The organism is Sphingobium sp. SA916, assembly GCF_002894065.1.
Classification (GTDB): domain Bacteria; phylum Pseudomonadota; class Alphaproteobacteria; order Sphingomonadales; family Sphingomonadaceae; genus Sphingobium; species Sphingobium fuliginis.
Genome location: NZ_LXYF01000036.1, coordinates 43,409 through 60,698 on the forward strand (window position 1 = coordinate 43,409; position 17,290 = coordinate 60,698).

The window sequence follows — 17,290 nt, forward strand, 5'->3', positions numbered from 1 at the left end:
TATGCACTCTGAGTTGTGTCATGGTTATGAAAATTACTATTCAACAACCGCAAGTTTCCAGTTCAAGTACTGTCGAAGCCTATTTTGACGAACCTATTCACCCAGTTGTAGATGGACCTGTATTTAGAATCGCGGGATGGTTCGTTTCGACACGTGAACTTGATGACGGTTTGGTGATTCGGGTAGGGAGCCAAAATATCGGTTCTATCCGGATGGGGAAAAGAGCAGATGTAGGTGATAAGCTTGGTACGCATTCCACTCTAAAAGCCTACGGCTTCGATGATTTTATCAATGCTTTGTGGTTGACCCGATCGTTTTGTTTTACCGCCTGGGCGATAACGACGGACGGAGTTGAAATACCAATTTTCTTTGCCGAGGGACGAATCGAGCGACCGGAAGAGGATATCGCAAGAGTCGCGCAACCGCTTTATGTGGTGAGTATGGGCCGGTCGGGCTCAACCTTGTTGATGAACGTTCTGCGCTCAATGCACGGCATCGTGGCATCAGCGACGTATCCACAAGAATTCATGCAATCTATATGGCTAGCCCGCTCCGTGGCGCAGATGGCAACCACAGCAAATCACGAGGTTCATTCCCAAGAGGATCTGTGGGCTCCGGCAAAACCCGTCGGTCCTTCTCCATTTTTACATCCTGCCTATATGGATCAATCCGAGATTGCTGCGTATGCAAATAATGCTTTTGAAGTGGGACGTACGTCAGCGCTCGAAATTGCGCGCAGAGCATATCGGTCTAATGGAATTAGCTCATCTACATGGTTCGCAGAAAAGTGCCAACCAACAGCCATCGTCAATTTGCTTAATTGGGTATATGCTTATAGCCGATTCATATTTTTAACACGCCACCCCGCAGATGTCTTTTTATCACGGGTCGACTTCCGCGCTCGGCGGGGCGACACAACTTTCGCCTTTGAAGGAAGCAAATCTGATCCATTTGGATTGAATGCCTTAAAAGACGACACCGACAACATGTTGCTGCTAATCGAGCAGTTGCCTTCTGAAAAAGTTTTAATCGTCAAGTATGAAAATTTGATTGCGGATCGAACAATGGAAATTCAGCGCATCCGGTCATTTCTGAACCTCCCTACAAACTCGAATTTTGATGCGGATGTTGCAAACCCTGAGGATGCTGGGCAGCATCGAACATCAATGCAGAACGACGGTGTCGACCGTTGGCGTTCGCAATTGCCTGCCGACTTACTCTTTGCAATTCGAAGTTCTTGCCAGGCTTTCGCGGATCGCTTTGGTTATTCCCTTCGCCGCTGATTTCCAAAATGGCTAGGGCTCTGCCGAGCTTGTGGTAGTCTATCCTCAATCAAATATTATCTCCAACGACTCGTGGCGGATCAAAAATCTGTTTACAGCCCAGAGTCCAACATCGCTTCTTCACATTGAACGCGCACCAGCCTATTCATGTGATCGAGTTCCTGAAACGTTGGCGATATAGTGTTTGAATTCCCCAGATCTTCTACATCAACTGATGTGTAGTGACGGAAAAATAGTTTCATCACATGATCCACGCCAGACTCCAGAACATTTCGTAGATCTTCTGCATAATACGCTCCACGGGAAAAGTTCCCGGTGATGATTTCATATGAAGGAAAGTAGGCAATAAGTTCAGGATCTTCGGCAGAAATCAGTTCGGCCGCCACACGCAGTACAGCCTTTGAGTAAGATGTAGCGGTCAAGACGTGCTGATCTGTCGCCGTTGCGGCAAGGGGAACAGGCGATACTGTCAAAATCATCCGAAATGATGGATTAAAGCTTCTTACATTACGAATAAATTCTGAGACATCACTCACCACCTGCTCAACCGAGAGATTGATAAACCGATATCGATCTGGATTATATTTACCGGCGATTACACCTGGACACGACGGAAAATTGGCTCCGTCCGCTGATGAAATCCAACCCTCTGTAAGCCCGAGCGTAAATATGAATACATCCATCTCCTCAAACGCTCGAAGCGTGGCCCGTAGATGCTGATCACGATCTTGGATCAACTCTTCTAAACTAGCGAAGCCACCAGGATGCACAGCAGGCCTATAGGGGTCGTAAAAATTTCCCGCGTCGTCGAGCCAATGACTTTCCAGTGGTTCGAAGCTTCCTTGTGCCCTTAAAAGCAGCTCAAGCAACTGGCGCGATGTGTACACATTTCCATATCTCGCGGAAAACACGCCGTAGTTATAAGTCTCAGCAATCTCAGGTGCAATTAACGGATGCGGTTTTTCAGTTACATGGAAATTGAAGCCGGAGCCCGATAATCGCCGGGCGATATGCTGCGCAAAGCATGACCCGGCAGTAACAACTTTGTCATCGAGGCCGATCAGGAACCGCCCCTGTACAACAGGATCAACGTCGCTAATTCGTGCGCGCGCAACAGCTTTGCTCCACTTGGCGTGCGCGGGTTGGGTAGCATAGGGATGATCACCCACGATCCACCTCATTAATTAAAGCTAGGAGGTTGTTAATGACATGCGCCCCATACCAAGCGTTTCCGTGGGTTGCATCGTTGTTAAACGCCATGAAGTGAAGAAACCCTTCCGGGCCAAGCGTCGCTGGAGGATTTTCTACATAAACGAAGCCGGCCTGAATAGCCCTCCGCCGCGCGATATCAGAACCTACTCGCCATAACTTATGTCGAACAGAGGCGGTATTCACCCCTCGCTCCTCGATCATTTCACTAAATATTCCCGCATGGTCGCGGATGTAAGCTTCATCTAATATCGGCGGAGGAGCTTCAATTTGATAGACCGGACACTTAAATAATCCGGCAAACGATTCATATAAAGCAGTGTTCATCTGAAGATCGAGGGTCTTGTAAACAAGGTCATAGGGAATAAGTTCTCGACCTGCGACAATTTTACTTCCTTCTTGTTCAGGCAGAAGAAAGTCAAACGGTCGCTCGCTTTCTACCAAACCAAGCATATGGTGCTCATTTCCTGAAATACTGAGAACTACAATATCTACATTAAAACATTTTTTCTCAATCATATCAAGAATAGCATCAATGTTGTCGAATCCGTTTTCTAAGCGAAACTCCGGATGAAGCAGATGAATAAAATCGAATTCCAAGGATGGAAAGTTGCCCACCTTGTACCCAGAGAATAAGGAGAATAAATGACTATGGCCAATACCAAGTATCTTCAAGTCAAATTCCTGTCATTCGGTGTTACTTAGTTGCATATCTCACAGGGCGATCCCATGGATGGGCTTTCTGATAACCATTGATGGACGTGACCTTAAAGACCTAGGAGATCTGCTTTTTTATTTCTACGAGTACAAGTTTCATCAATTCGATTTTCATATGCTTCTTCATTTAGGATACGGTTTGCGCCCTAACGATCTGCGTCGCGGTACATCCAAATCTGCTCAAATAAGCATAAATGAAAAACAATTGATGTTAACTACAAAATCAATGCGTCATATATTTAAAAAATCTGTTAGGGATATTACGCGAGAGGCGGACGGTTCCAATAGTATGCTTCATTGACCGATCCTAATTCTTGAACATTCATTTCTTCAGATCGCCAATAATGCACAACTAAGCTTTTTCTTGTTTTTGACAAATCTCTTATTGGGGCGCCGCCGTGAAAGAGCAATTCGTGCCATATAAGGACGTCACCTTTTTTTGGAAGAAACGCGCTATACTCAAGACCGCGCTCATCCACTGACCTTTGCATGTATTCTGTGTAGAAGGGAACTTCGGCGTCCACCTGTGCAGGAAGCCCGGAACTAAAGCGAAACATAGGAATTTTGTGGCTGCCGGGGTAATAGAGTAAGGGACCGGCCTCTTCAGTGACATCCTCCAGCGCGAACCATGCTGCCGTCATGCCACCGGGTGACTTGCCAGGCATGTATAAGGTATCGGTGTGGAAGCGCTGGGTGCTTCCTCGTTCGAAATTCAGTGACCCGATAAGCGCAGGATCAGATCGCAGAACCCAGCGCAGGGCTTCACATACTTTTTGGTCGAGCGCCACTGCCTGTACGATGGGATCGAATATCGCCATGTCGTTTATCTTATACGGTAGACTGCGAGCGTCGTCAGGCGCATCTTTCATGGGGATACGCCGAGAATCAGGCCGCTCAAGATAGACATCGATGGAAACCGCAGGAGCCTCGCTCGACCGTTCGGTCCACAAACGGTCAATTCGTTGGTTGACCGCCTCGCATCTTTCCTCCGAAATTACGCCTTCCAAGATCATGAAGCCATTGTCCGCCCAAAATTTGACCTTATCAGGCGACGGAGGTGCGACCTCCCGGCTCGGCACGAACGCCGCAACCGGATGCTCCGGCAAATTAGATTGCGAACGCAGTTTGGCCGCGATCCTGTCCTCATGGCTGCCCCACTGCAGCCAATGGTCGTAGCCGCTGACATATAGACCTGCATCCACCGCTTCTGCTGCAGATGGTCGTGCCGCGCGATAGTCGCTCTCGGAAAAACCGTCCGGCGCCATCCGTGAACCGTTTCGAAGTTCAACTCGACCGATCGCCAAAAAATGTTCGGCCCCGGAGACGAAACGCCCCTCTTCGACGGCTAATGCTGCGTCAGGATAAGCGGCACGATAGGCTTGCTCATCAAAGTGGGGTGCCCACCACGATTTTCGGTCTCCGCGCCGCTCCTCCTCCCGCCCATATTGTTCCCAATGCGACCGAGCGTCTACGCCCGCAGCCGCGACATCGGGATTACGCAGGAGATAAAGCTGCGGATCGAACACAATCTCACTAGGAATGATCTGGTTTCGGGCTTCTACGGTAATATTCATTAACCTACCCCCAATGGGTCCGATGAAAACCACTCCAAGCGATTTCACAAAAACGAAACTTGAGCGGACGCATTCCAGTTACGAGCCCTAGAGACTATGCTCTTTAATGCCAGCGAGCAGCATCCATCCAATGCCGTAGGCTAGCAGAAGGGAAAAAAACACAGTCAGCACAACACGCCCCCGTTCGGGAAATTGCGACTTGACCGGAGTGTTCGGGTCCACAACGCGCACCAAATACAATTGTTGCTTCAAAGCTTGGGCCCGCGCATCCTCGTAAGCAGCCGCAGCGGCCGCATAACGCTTGCCGGCAAACTCCTGCCGAATCAGCAGATCTTCATATTTTCCAAGGCCAGTTGCTATATTATTCCCGCCCGAAACAAGCTTAGTGTTCTGGGAGGCGACCTGCGCTTCAAGCGCTCGAACCTGGGCTTCCACGGCTTGATATTGCGGGCTCGATCTCGATATAAACCCTTTGATAGCATCGAGACGAGCTCTGGCAGCAGTCAAATTCCCCGTCAAATCAGCGACCATGCCGATCTGCGCCTTGCCGGTTCCGGCCGGATCGATATCACCCTTAGTTCTCCTGAAATTTGTGAGCTGCGCCTGAATTGCGGACAGATCCTGCTCGGCCAAATTCAATTGGCTTTTCGCTGCCGTGAGCTGCCCTCTCATCGTCCGTTCGTTAATTTGATTTACGCGCTGTTCACCCATCTGAAGCAGCTTTTCGGCGATCGCATGTGCGTCCTCGGGCGTGAAAGCGCGGACGCGAACATCCGTAATGCCGTCCTCGATGTTTTGCTCAACGTCGACATGCTTCCTATAATATTTCAGGACGGTTTCAGGCGCAGGAGTCTCCCCCCAAAGCGCGCTTAGAAAATCGATGTGAGGGCGCTGGAAACGCTGAATGAGTGCGTTGTCAGCTCGCAATTTAGCAACAGCGTCATGGCTGAGAAGATAATCTTGTATTATTAGCGCATCGGTCTGTTGCGATCCGCCACCGCCAACACCAAATCCAAGCAAAGCTGCCGTGCTACTCCCGGAAGTGCGCCCTTGGCTGTCGCCCTTGCGCACCACGAAATCTGCACTGGATTCATACTGATCAGACGCAATCATGTAATAATAACTGGCGACGAGAACCGTCGGCAAAACCACGAGCGCAAGAAAATAACGCAATCCATAAAGCCGTCGCAGAAACGCGCTAGAGGCCTGCCGCGCTTCATACCGATTCTGGTCTGCCGGCTTTATGATACCATCCATAAACATCTGATTTACCGGCCTCCATGGAGCAATAATTTACACATGAATTCTCTTTTGCAGCGTCCTAATGAAAACCAGTCCAACGAAAGTCAAACAGGCGCAAACGGTAATCTGATAGCCGATATACATATATCTGTCATCCGCCCACTCGAACTGCCCGTAACGGGCAGTTTCAAACATAGCGACCATCGGGTTCCAGGCCATCGCTGACCGAAAATTCGCAGGTAACAGCGACATGGTCCAGAATGCGCCACTAAGAGGCACACAAAAATAGGAAATAGGGTGCACAAATCTACCTAATGTGTGGCTGCCATAGGTCACAGATGCGACAATCAGAGAAAGTGCAAATGACCACCAAGTAACCATCAAAGCACCAAGCATTAGATAGAGCGGCCTCACAGGAAATTCAGCGATGCCGAGCATAATACCTATTGCCATCAATACTATCAAAGAGGCCACACAACCCAAGGATTCGATAATAGTTTTCACGATCATTACGTCGATTGGCTTAACCATTTTGTGATACATCAGTGAACTGGAGCTTTCCACTGCGCCTTCTGCACGATTAAATATTCCGCGAAAAATAATGAAAAGGCAGTAACCTACCAGAGTAAATGGGTAGGGCTGCATGCCCTGATGCGAATGGCTTGTGAAATAATGTATCGAACTGATTACTGTCGCCAGCATCATCGGTTCACCGATAAGCCATAGATAGCCGATATTATCTCGTCCAAAGCGAGAGTGGAGTTCGCGCAACATCAAAGCGCCAATGACGGCGCATTGTGTAGAAAAGGCCGACGGCTGCCGGTGGTTATCGCTGCCTTTTAGAAACGTGCCACTCACTTGTGCAATTCCGAATATTGGGGACCGACCGGCAAATTGAAATCGGACAGGACCCTACGCGTAGCTTCAGCGAACTTGGTGATGCGGTCATCCGCAACGATCGCCTCGCGTTCATAAATCTCGATCCAGGCCGGGTTTCGAACCGTTTGGCTGTTAGGACCATGATCCGCCAGTCCACGATCAATCTTCGACTGCCATTCCTGTCGCGACCGCGTATAGTAATGATTGATGCAGATCGCATGATGCTGCTTCGGTTGCATGAGGGCGTAGTTGGTCGACTGATCGATTTCCTCGCCATATTCATCGACAACCTTCCCCCGTACATGGAAGCTATGCGGGCCTTGTGCGCGATCATAGTCCGCCATCCGGACGATCGTCTTGACGTGACCATGCATAACATGATCATCGCACAATCGCGTAGTATATCCTTCGATCAGCAGACCGGATGGCGGGACATCATTTCCATTGGGACCGAAATTGAACCATTGAATGGCGATTGCCGATGCATCGGCAAATCCTTCCAGCCATTCGACCAGGGACTCATGTCCGAATGGATTGATAAATTCATCAAGGTCGATGAACGCCGCCCAAGTCCAGCCATGCCGATGGCGGTCCGCGAAATCATCATACGCCTCTACCTGACCCGGGTTTATCGACCACGGTATGAGATCAACGATTCCTTGGAGGATGAGTTTTCCAAGCAGTTTTTTCACATGATCTGTACTATTATTATCATAAAGATAAAATTTTTCTACGCCGATGGCACGGTGATAAGCGATCCATTCCAGAATATTGATAGCTTCATTCTTTAATATGGCGCAGATCGCGAGATACCCCTGATCACCTTTCCGGCCCGGAGAAACAAATCGCGGCGCACGAATTATCGCACCTGAGGCAACGCTTGGCTTCCCATTATGCGAATCCCAAGGCCAGGGCTGCCGCGGGGGATAGGCCAGAGCAAAATCCGGCCGTCGTATTGATAGATTGGGAGAATAATAGGGATCTTCGACCAGCCTGTCGCCCCATCGCTCTACCATCCATAGCGCTTCGCGATCCAAGCGCGCAACCTTCTCAGGCGATACATCATGCCCGCGACTCTTCGATTCCTTGTGCACCAGTTGGATCGATGGATCGCAAAGCACGCGGCGTCCCAACGCACGCAATTTCAAGCATAGGTCCACGTCATTATAGGCGACGGCAAGTTGGGGCTCGAACCCGCCAACGCTTTCAAAATCCTCGCGGCGCACGAAAAGGCAGGCCGCCGTCACAGCCGTAAACTCGCCTATCATCCGGTGCTTGCTGAAATATCCGTAGCCGTGAGAATTCTCAAATAGGTGCACGCCACCAGCAACACCATGCTCATACATTCCTGTGACGAGCCCAAAATGCTGGATGGAATGGTCCGGATAGATAAGACGCGCGCCCACGGCGCCAATCTCTCCCATCGCAAGCAGCCCTCGTGCCCGATCCAGCCAAGCCGACGCCATCACCTCAGTGTCATTGTTGAGGAAGCAGAGGATTTCGCCCTTAGCGCTGGCCGCGGCCAGATTGTTGATCGCTGAAAAATTAAATGAACCCGGCGCGGCTATGACTTGAACGTTAAGCGTCGCATATTTCTCCGCCACGCCAGCCAGATAGTGCAGCGATTCCTCTTCATCGGAATCATTGTCTACCACGAGAACCTCGATATTTTCCGGATTATGCCGCGCAATTGATGCGAGACAATCATCCAGCAGATCGACCCCGTTGCGAGTAGGGATGATGATGCTGACGCTGGTGTCCAGTTCATGCGGCACCGCAAGAGCGCTGTTACCTGGCGCATGACCTTCGACCGATGTGAGGGGCAGACGCAAACGCTCCAGATGACCGCCGATCGCGGCCCGCGCCGCCAGGATCGCATAATCCTTCTGGTCGGCGGAAATAGCCGTCGACCCTGGCACTTGGCGCCAATGATAAAGGACGTGGGGGATGTGAATGATCTGGTGCGGATCGATCAATTCCGAACAACGCAGGAAAAGATCGTAATCCTGACTTCCCTCCAACCCTTTACGAAAACCTCCCACCACTTCAAACAACTGACGATGATAAACGCCAAGATGGCTGACCATATTATGGCCGTACATCAGATATTCGTTGTAACAGCTCTTGAAATAAGGGTCGAATCTCTCTCCAGTCATGCTGATCTTATCTTCGTCGCTGAAAATAATGCGCGCATCCGGAAAACGATTCAAATAAGCCGCCAGTACAAATAAAGTGTATGGAGGAATGAGATCATCGTGATCGACCAGAACGATATAATCACCCGTTGCCAGGTTGGCCGCACTGTTAGAGCAAAGGGAAATATGGCCGTTAATGTTTCTTTTTGTGACCTTTACACGTTCATCTGAGCTTGCATATTTTTGCAGAATCTTCTCAACTCGAGGATCAGTACTGCGGTCGTCGGCAATGCATATTTCAAAATCAGGATAATTTTGCTTTAACATCGCATCCATGATTTCGGACAGTAATTGCGGTGGTGTGTTATACACAGGCATCACAAAGGAAAAACGAGGACGCCAGTTCATGGCTTCGATCATCTCGTCCATGCGCTGGAAATCAGCCTCGGCAGGAGTGCCGTACAAGTGCAGCCAATGCGCATAACCATGCCCTCGGCCCGTCCAAGGGGGAAGGAATGGCTGCATGATCTGCCGATCGCTGTTCGTCAGCTTTCCCTTCTGGAAAAAGGGTGTCAGTCCCTCACGGATCTGCGCCAGGGTAGGAACGTCCGAACTGCCGGTCCGGTCTGCCTCCTCTCTGCCTTGACCAGCATCGATCTTTGCGATTAGCTCGTCGATCGAGCGAATAGGCTGACATCGGACATAACGAAGCTCGAACGAACTCGTCTCGCCTTCAGTCGGATCCCAACGTATGGCTCGAATGGCCTGGGGAGCGGCAATCAGTAGCTCGATCGTGCAATCTGGTCCGTCGGGATAGTCCAGGAGAATAAAATCCTGGCTATTAAACCCGTTGCCAAGGTCGAGGAACAATGTGCCCTTGTCAGCCTTCAATGAGTGTCGATCAAAGGCAATTTGCAACGCGATTACAGGAGCGGATGCAACCTTGGGCAGAAATCGCAGCAATATCTGGGGATCATAGCCGGTCATCCGCAGTTGCCCTCGGCTAGCTCCCGCGACAAAACCAAGCGCAGAAATGAGCAAAACTCCATCAAGCGAGCGATTGACGATCGCTTCGGCCTTAGCATCCTGGCCATTCAGTTCACTCATCGCACTTGAGCGGATCGTTTCTGGAAACCAGGTCGACCGCAACTCCTTCAATGCATGAGAATTTGCACCCTCGCGGGCTGCCTTGACATAAAAGGCGGCGGCTTCCTCCCCGTTATTCTGCAACTTCCGCAGATGACCCAGACTGAGAAGCAGGTCATCATTGTCGGGCTCCAGGCGTAGCGCCTTCTTATAAGCCTGATCCGCAAGATCAAAATCACCCGCTTCCTTACGCATATGCCCAAGTTGCACCCAGATCCCGAAATCATCGGGACGAACCTTAAGATATGCGGCATAAGCATCGGCCGCGCGACGCCAGTGCCCGCGCTCTCTCGCATCATCACCAGCTTTGCGCATTGTTGCCGCAATCTGCCTTTGGCGGCTGGTCAGCGTGAAACGGCTCAGCTTAGAAAGCAATGTGGGCACTCAGTTCCGCCTTATATTTACTTGACTGGGATCTAACTCAAACCAACTGATAGACCGCTAGCGCCGAACCACAAGGCCGAACGGCACTATTGCTCGAACAGGAACGTCGCCTTGGCGCCCGGAAGGGAAATTGAGCTGCGCTATGTCATAGCCATGACTGATCAGCCGCAATGCCAACCGCTCGATATCCGGCCTGGAAAGTCCGTCAGTTTCTTCGCCCCCGAGTTCTGGAGCGGCGCTGTAGTTCAGCATCAACACGGCCAGTCCACCGTTCGTCAAACGCCGCGTCGCATGATCGATGAAGCTCGTCAATGTGGACCAGCCAGCCGAAGCGGTCATTGCATTCAAACAGATAATCGTGTCGAAATGCCCTAAAGTGGGTGGCAGTTGATCATCCTCTTCTGCATCGCCAGGTACGATTTGGAGCAGTTGACATCCCCGATCCTCGAAAATCTTCAGCACAAGCTCCGGAACTTGACCCACCGCCAGAACACGGCCGCCAGACTGGAGAAAGCCAAATACCTCAAGGACCTGCAACAGGTATAGCTGCCGCCACCGCTCAACGGAATCACCATGTATTCCGATTTGCGGCCACAATTCTCGGAACTCGGTCGACTGAATCTGACCAATGGTGCAGGCTTGGGAATTGGGAAAGCGCAGTTGGGCCGGGTTGGTCGTTACAAGCGAATTAACGCCGACCAGTTCCGAGGTAGTCAGCATCGTGGGAGGCGCATGGGCTTCCTGATAATTTTCAATATCATCCCCCCCCCGCTCCTCGGCTATCATGTCAATGCCTTCCGACCGGAGATTGGAAGGAGCTGAAAAATAGCCATAGGCCGCATAATGCACGCCGGGGATGGAAGCGAAGCGGATGACGATCGTATGATCTTCTCCCGCCAAGCCCTCTAATTGAACGCGTTCAGCTGCCATCAATTTTATGCCGAGTTGCTGATTGTCCGGACGATAGCCGTGAATGCGGATCGAAAGCTCACCGGTTGTGGCGCGCGCCTTTCGGAAAGTGATGTGAATGCGAACTTCGCCCGGCAGATATTCGAAGTAATGGGTATGAAAGCAGTAATTGGGATCAGGACTGCGATGAGGCCCACCAAGGCCAGGAATCGCGCTTGCGTGCTTGGGGAAATATACAAACGGTTCGATAATCCGCTTGATCGAGATTTCTTCCATACATCTCGTCTCCTAGCGCCGAAAAACCAGCATAACATCTTCATCAGACCTGCGAGCGAGTATGGCGTCGATCGTCACTGCTTCGATCCCTGAGGCCGGATCAATCCATTCTAAACCGAATCCCCAACTGCAAATATTTTTGATAAAGGCGCGCGGGTCCGTGTACCGGCCAGGCTGGAACTCTAAAACAATAGTACGGAGCCGATCCGAATGCCGCAGGCCAGAGGCACCAGCCCAAATCCGCTCTTCCGAGCCCTCCGCGTCGATCTTGAGCAATTCAATGCTGTGCCAATCCGCCCGGCTGTCGAGGCGTTCGGCGTCAAGGATCACTCCGCCCGTCAGTTCCACCCCTTCGTAGGGTGCAATATACGCATTCTTGGGCTCATCGCTAGGCATCAGGAACGATACAGGGCAGTTTGCATCATGCAAAGCTACGGGGTAGATTTCGACCCGCTCCGTCAATCCGTTCAGGTAAGCGCTGCGGCGAATACGTTCTGCCATCGCGGGATTGGGCTCGAAGGCCATGACTTTACCTGAAGAACCGACAAGGTCAGCCATCAGAATGGTGAAGTAGCCGACATTCGCTCCAACATCTGCGACGATCATCCCCGGCCGTACGCATTGAACAAGCGCTTCGGTCGTTGGCATTTCCCAATAACCGTCAAGCATCAGATGAGGTGAAAGGCCGTAATCCTGGGGATCGACATACATTTTGTATCGGCCTAGGACCCGCGCCAACGTCTGCGCTGGCGCCACGCCGACAGCCTGACAGCGCGCGCGAATAAAATCCTGGTTATATTCGCGCCTTGATGGGGTCAAAGCATGAACATCGAATAGCGGCAAGGAATTCGGTGCAGGCAATTCGCGTCTCCACCGGCGATCGCGACTAAACCAAGATGGAAGAATAGCCATCAACCTGCAATTCCATTCCCAACTTCGTTCCGCAGCAAGATCAATTCGCCAACCGTCACTGGGTGAGCGCGCGCGCCGTCACAAATGGGCCAAAAAGCTGATTGATAATGCCGATCAACTTGGTCGGTGGACCGGACGCCGAATTCGAGAAATAGATGATGTCCTTGTCCCGCATTCCCACCTGCTGGGCGAGGAAATATTGACCCGCATCCATCATGTTCAAACGATATATGACGGGGCGAGCGCCCTCCTGCCCTTGCTCCAGGCGGAACAGGAACACGCCGCGCGGATTCGCCCGTGCGTCCGCTGGACCTCCTGCGCGCGCAATTGCTTCGGCGAAGGAAAGCTCGGGAGCGCCGAAAGGAACCTGCGCCACTCGGTCCGATGCGCCGAACACTGTGTAGGTTCGGGGCCGCTTTACTATCTCAACTCGGTCTCCCGGCAAAAGCACGACATCGTTCGCGGAGTTGATGGCGATATCGCTTAAACGCATCTCCACCGACTTGCCGTCCCTCAAGAGACGTACCACCAAATCTTCAGGATCCCCCTGCACCCCCCCAGCTATCGTGAGATAGTCGCTCAATTTCTCGCGCGCGATGGTCAGCCTGTAACGGCCTGGGCGCGCGACCGCTCCGGAAAGATAGAAGGTCGTCGCTAGGCTGTCGGCAATCGACACGAGCGCCCGGGGACTTTGGGACATCCCGCGTAAGCGTTGCTCGATTAGGGCTTCCACCGTCCGGGGGCTCAAGCCGGCGATGGACAAATAGCCGATATAAGGCAGTTGGATTCCACCCGCCTCATCGACCTGAACGCCGTTCATCCGCTGGGCATTCGCGACAGGATTGGTTACCTGGCTGGACAACTCGCCGCCTGCCGCAGTCTGAGCCGAAAACAACGAAACGCCCACTTCGTAGATCGCGATAGACAACGTGTCACCAGGCCGGATTAATTCTGGGGAATCCATATCCCCGGTGCGAATCAAATTTGCAAGTTCAGCATTGCCGTTCGCTGACGCCGCCGCCAAGCCTGCGACCGCGGTTGGCGTCAAATCCACGAGCGTCAGACTGGGTCCGCTTTGCGCCTTCGCGACCGATTTCTCTATCTGGCCTGCGGTAGGACCATTGGAAGGCAACGTCGCACATCCACCCAACGCCGCAAAGGCCAACGGGACCGCCACGCTTGCCGAGCGCGCCCAAGCCGAACGCAGCGAAAAAACACGAGGATTCATATATTGCCGATCCAGCCTTGCACCAAGCGTTAAAGCTTGGCGCTCCTGTGCCAAAGTACAGCTTCATGGGCAAGCGAAGGCCGAGAAAAAATATCCCCGATCACCGATCGATCCGAGCTTCTGCTCGATGAAAGAAGCAGGCCACTCTTACCAGTAGATGCCTAGCAACAGGCCTACCAGAAGAAGGCCGATAAGCGTTACAATCATAAAGACGAGATTGTTCCGTCCTTCTTCATCCAAGCCGAACCGGTTGGCTTCCGCCGAATCCGCTTGGTGCTCATCGGCGTTCTTGAGCTTCTCCCATTCCTGAGGTCCAACCTCCTTGTCCTCGCTCATTGAACGCACTCCGCTGGCTTTGCCCTTGATGGCCCCCTTTTCATCCTGGCTTTCGAAGCCGGCACTTGCCACTGCCATGCTCAAAGGGGAATAGATTCAATTCACCAAAAAACTCATCATGTGCTTTTTGCACGCCGGGCCAGTCGATTCCGTTATCGTAATAATCATCCCCAATATATAAACCTCCACCTTTGAGAACCGGCCACCAAGCGTGAAGGTCGGAAATAACCGACCCGTATTCATGGCCAGCATCGATATGGATCACATCCGCCTGCACCGAGTAATGCTTTAGCACCTCAGCAGCGTTGATCGAATCGGCAGGTAGCGGAACGACATAATCCTGTAAGTCTGCATCGATAATGTTGGCCATGAATTTTCGATGCAGATTGGGCCAACCATGGTCCCATCCAAGATGTTCGAACCACTCGTTTTGCGTCCAGTGATCGGCCGCTCCAAGCCATGTGTCGACACATATGATTGCGCCGTCCATGCCCAGATCGCGCATCTTACCAGCCATGGCGATAGTCGAAGCGCCCTTCCAAACGCCGACCTCTACCACGAGCATGGAAGTGCCTGCGATCGCTTCACTAAGATAGGGATGTTGAAAACCCCACCCCTGCGTATCGACCTGGTAGATGTTCTTGGGAAAGCCTCGGAACGGGTCGTTACCACGCCACACAAGGTCAATGACCTGGTTTTTGAGCTCAGTCATTCACCGATCCACCCTTAAGTGCTTGATAGGATCCAGCTTTGCTCAGAGACACCGTCTGCGCAAGTCACAATCTGCTAGCCTGCGATTTCCGGGTGGCCGTTCCTGCCTAAGCGTTTAAATCCACATAAAATCAAGCAACTCAATCAAGATTCCTTGTCGAAAACCGAAAATCAAACAGCGTTCTTACCCTCGCCTACCCATGCGAGTGACGGTCATCCAGTTCAGCACCCGATCTTTCTTCGCAGTCTCAATGCTCATGAAAGGCGCATTTGGTGACCACCAAGGGCTCAAGAACGGATTATGCCGCAATGCATCGCCCCATTTCTCATACAAAGATCGCAGTTCACCCTGGTCCCAAGCGATCTTTAACCGGTTGTCGTTGAAGCCGCGTGTCCTTGATTCGTGGTGGATCAGTTCGATACCTGGATCGTAAAGGACCTTGAGACCAACCTCTCGCGCGGCGAGGCATAGATCGACGTCATTATAGGCGATAGCAAACCGAACGGCGTCGAAACCACCGAAACGGTTAAAAACTTCCCGCCTCACCCCCATGAAGGCGCCGGTCACGGCGGGCACTGAGCGCACTCGATCGAACCGAGATGCGATATCATCGACGTCGTTTCCTGTTTCATGCGCGGGGGAACCGTCCGCCAGTCCCATCAACATTCCCGCATGCTGGACAGATCCATCAGGGTAAAGCAGGCGAAAGCCAATTACCCCCACATCCGGTCGACCGAGTTGCCCTCGCAAATGCCGGTCCCAACGCGGGGTAAGCATCGCAACATCATTATTAGCAAATATAAGCAGCTCCTCGCTCGCAACGGCCGCCGCGGCATTATTGATCTCAGACCAGTTGAAAGGCCGATCATGGGAGACAATGTCAGTTCCATCCCTCTCTCCCAGCCGGGTCAGCAGTTGGGCGGTTCGTTCCTCTTGGCTGCGATTGTCCACGATGGTCAGCCGCAAGCGATCGGGACGGTCGGCATGCGCGAGCAGGCTTTCTACCATCTCCTCCAACAAATCGGCGCAATCTCGCGTGGGGATGATCACTCGCACCGGTTCGCCAGTGTCCCTGACAGGACCTCGGGTCAGGAACGGTCGGCCCATCCTTTCCACTATTTCAAGGCTTCCTTGGGCCACGGCTCCCGCGACCGGAGCAAAACCCACGGGCTCAAGGGACCATATCGGCGCATCATGCCCCAGTTGACGCGCCGCTTCCGCACGAAACGGAATGCGTGATACGGATGCCAGCGGAACAGGAATGTGCGCGACTTCTCCGCCGGACACGGCGATATTCGCCAGCAATTCGCGTCGCTGCTCGGGGTCGCGTGGGCGAAGGTCAGCCTGACCAGCGCGGACGGCAACCAAAGGTGGTGGGAAATCGGTCGTGAGCAGCCAGTCGAGATCGAAGACGCCAAAAAGTTGTGGGTCGAAATATTGGGGCGGCTCATCCCAGTTGGCGATGCAAAAGTCCCAGTCCGTCATGCAAGCGCCGGCCGGTGTCGTGGACAGGATGTGGATGAGCCACGCCAAAGTCTCGGCATGAAACACGGTGCCAGCCGAGACATAGATTTGGGCAGCGACGGAAGCAGACTCGATTTTCATGCCGTCGAGAAGGAAGCTGATGCGGGAGTCCGTGTTGGCGAGGCTGGCCACGGGATGATCGCAAATCTCAGACGAACCGACGACCGCCGCAGTCCATTGCCCATGCGTGGACTCAAGAAGGCTAAGAAGCGTTGCGCGAACGAAACTGGGTTGGCTGCTGCGGGCATCGACGATGATTTGAGCGCCGACATTCCGGTCGCCACCGGGCGCCGCTAACATCAAGGAGGGCCGAATTTCCTGGTAATCGGACACACCTTCCTGAAGCAGAATTTGCGCCCTCCCGATGAGAGCAGACAATGCTTCGATATTGCGCGTCAGATCCTCCTGATGCTGCGTACGTAACCTGTTCCTTGCATGACGCGTAAGGAGATGCACGATCCCATAGCGCGATAGCGCGTTCAGCGCCGCGTCATGGCCGGGGGTTCGCTCCAGCAATCGCGTCCAAGCTTCCACCGCTCCCGGCTGATCGCCCGATTGCACGCGCAAAAGGCCCAGGTGATAAAGCCCATCATCGCTGTCGGACGCGCGCGCATAGCTTGCAAGCGCTTCGTCCGTCCGGCCCATTTCCTTCAAGGCATGGGCATGTTGAACCTGTAGCTCGACCCGCTCCGGGCGAAGGGTCAAGGCGTACTGAAACAGCCGACTTGCCTCCGCCCAATCCCCCTTTTCCATAGCCGCACCGCCCGCCCGGGCAGCGGCTATCGATCGACGCTGGCGCAGTGCTGCCAACATATTCCCTCCGC

Annotated in this window: 13 protein-coding genes; 1 reads left to right on the forward strand and 12 read right to left on the reverse strand. The window is 52.6% G+C overall.

From position 1 onward, the window contains the following. The first annotated feature begins 26 nt into the window (after positions 1–26). Positions 27–1,283 carry a sulfotransferase gene (locus A8G00_RS11010; RefSeq protein WP_172451839.1) on the forward strand — a complete coding sequence of 419 codons (1,257 nt, stop codon included), beginning with the start codon at positions 27–29 and terminating at the stop codon, positions 1,281–1,283. Between the two features lie 92 nt (positions 1,284–1,375). Here A8G00_RS11010 and A8G00_RS11015 read toward each other — a convergent pair whose 3' ends face one another. The 12 genes from A8G00_RS11015 to A8G00_RS11065 form a co-directional block, all read right to left on the reverse strand. Further along, positions 1,376–2,452 carry a GSCFA domain-containing protein gene (locus tag A8G00_RS11015; RefSeq protein WP_103000692.1) on the reverse strand — a complete coding sequence of 359 codons (1,077 nt, stop codon included), beginning with the start codon at positions 2,450–2,452 and terminating at the stop codon, positions 1,376–1,378. Then, complete coding sequence (locus A8G00_RS24795) at positions 2,445–3,167, reverse strand: hypothetical protein (RefSeq protein ID WP_146032589.1); 723 nt, start codon at positions 3,165–3,167, stop codon at positions 2,445–2,447. The genes A8G00_RS11015 and A8G00_RS24795 overlap by 8 nt, the downstream gene beginning before the upstream one ends. Positions 3,168–3,469: 302 nt before the next feature. Then, the gene (locus A8G00_RS11020; protein ID WP_146032590.1) at positions 3,470–4,783 is read right to left on the reverse strand and encodes a phytanoyl-CoA dioxygenase family protein; all 1,314 of its coding nucleotides are present in this window, start codon (positions 4,781–4,783) and stop codon (positions 3,470–3,472) included. An 87-nt stretch (positions 4,784–4,870) separates the two neighbouring features. Beyond that, positions 4,871–6,046: a lipopolysaccharide biosynthesis protein gene (locus A8G00_RS11025; RefSeq protein ID WP_103000694.1), complete on the reverse strand. Its 1,176-nt coding sequence runs from the start codon at positions 6,044–6,046 to the stop codon at positions 4,871–4,873. Between the two features lie 30 nt (positions 6,047–6,076). Then, a complete protein-coding gene (locus A8G00_RS11030) occupies positions 6,077–6,883 on the reverse strand; it encodes an ABC transporter permease (protein ID WP_103000695.1) in 807 nt (268 codons plus the stop codon). Continuing rightward, positions 6,880–10,569 carry a glycosyltransferase gene (locus A8G00_RS11035; RefSeq protein ID WP_146032591.1) on the reverse strand — a complete coding sequence of 1,230 codons (3,690 nt, stop codon included), beginning with the start codon at positions 10,567–10,569 and terminating at the stop codon, positions 6,880–6,882. Before A8G00_RS11035 ends, A8G00_RS11030 begins: the two co-directional genes overlap by 4 nt. A gap of 57 nt (positions 10,570–10,626) precedes the next feature. Continuing rightward, a complete protein-coding gene (locus A8G00_RS11040; protein WP_103000697.1) occupies positions 10,627–11,754 on the reverse strand; it encodes a hypothetical protein in 1,128 nt (375 codons plus the stop codon). Between the two features lie 12 nt (positions 11,755–11,766). After that, a complete protein-coding gene (locus A8G00_RS11045) occupies positions 11,767–12,666 on the reverse strand; it encodes an FkbM family methyltransferase (RefSeq protein ID WP_103000698.1) in 900 nt (299 codons plus the stop codon). Positions 12,667–12,721: 55 nt separating this feature from the next. Further along, positions 12,722–13,894 (reverse strand): polysaccharide biosynthesis/export family protein, encoded by a 1,173-nt coding sequence (locus A8G00_RS11050; protein WP_103000699.1) that lies wholly within the window; start codon positions 13,892–13,894, stop codon positions 12,722–12,724. Between the two features lie 147 nt (positions 13,895–14,041). Then, entirely contained in the window at positions 14,042–14,308 is a 267-nt protein-coding gene (locus tag A8G00_RS11055) for a hypothetical protein (RefSeq protein ID WP_172451840.1), read from the reverse strand. Next, on the reverse strand, positions 14,271–14,942 hold the full coding sequence (locus tag A8G00_RS11060; protein WP_103000701.1) for a class I SAM-dependent methyltransferase: 672 nt from the start codon (positions 14,940–14,942) through the stop codon (positions 14,271–14,273). Before A8G00_RS11060 ends, A8G00_RS11055 begins: the two co-directional genes overlap by 38 nt. A 183-nt stretch (positions 14,943–15,125) precedes the next feature. Next, complete coding sequence (locus A8G00_RS11065; RefSeq protein WP_103000702.1) at positions 15,126–17,279, reverse strand: glycosyltransferase; 2,154 nt, start codon at positions 17,277–17,279, stop codon at positions 15,126–15,128. Between the last annotated feature and the right edge of the window lie 11 nt (positions 17,280–17,290).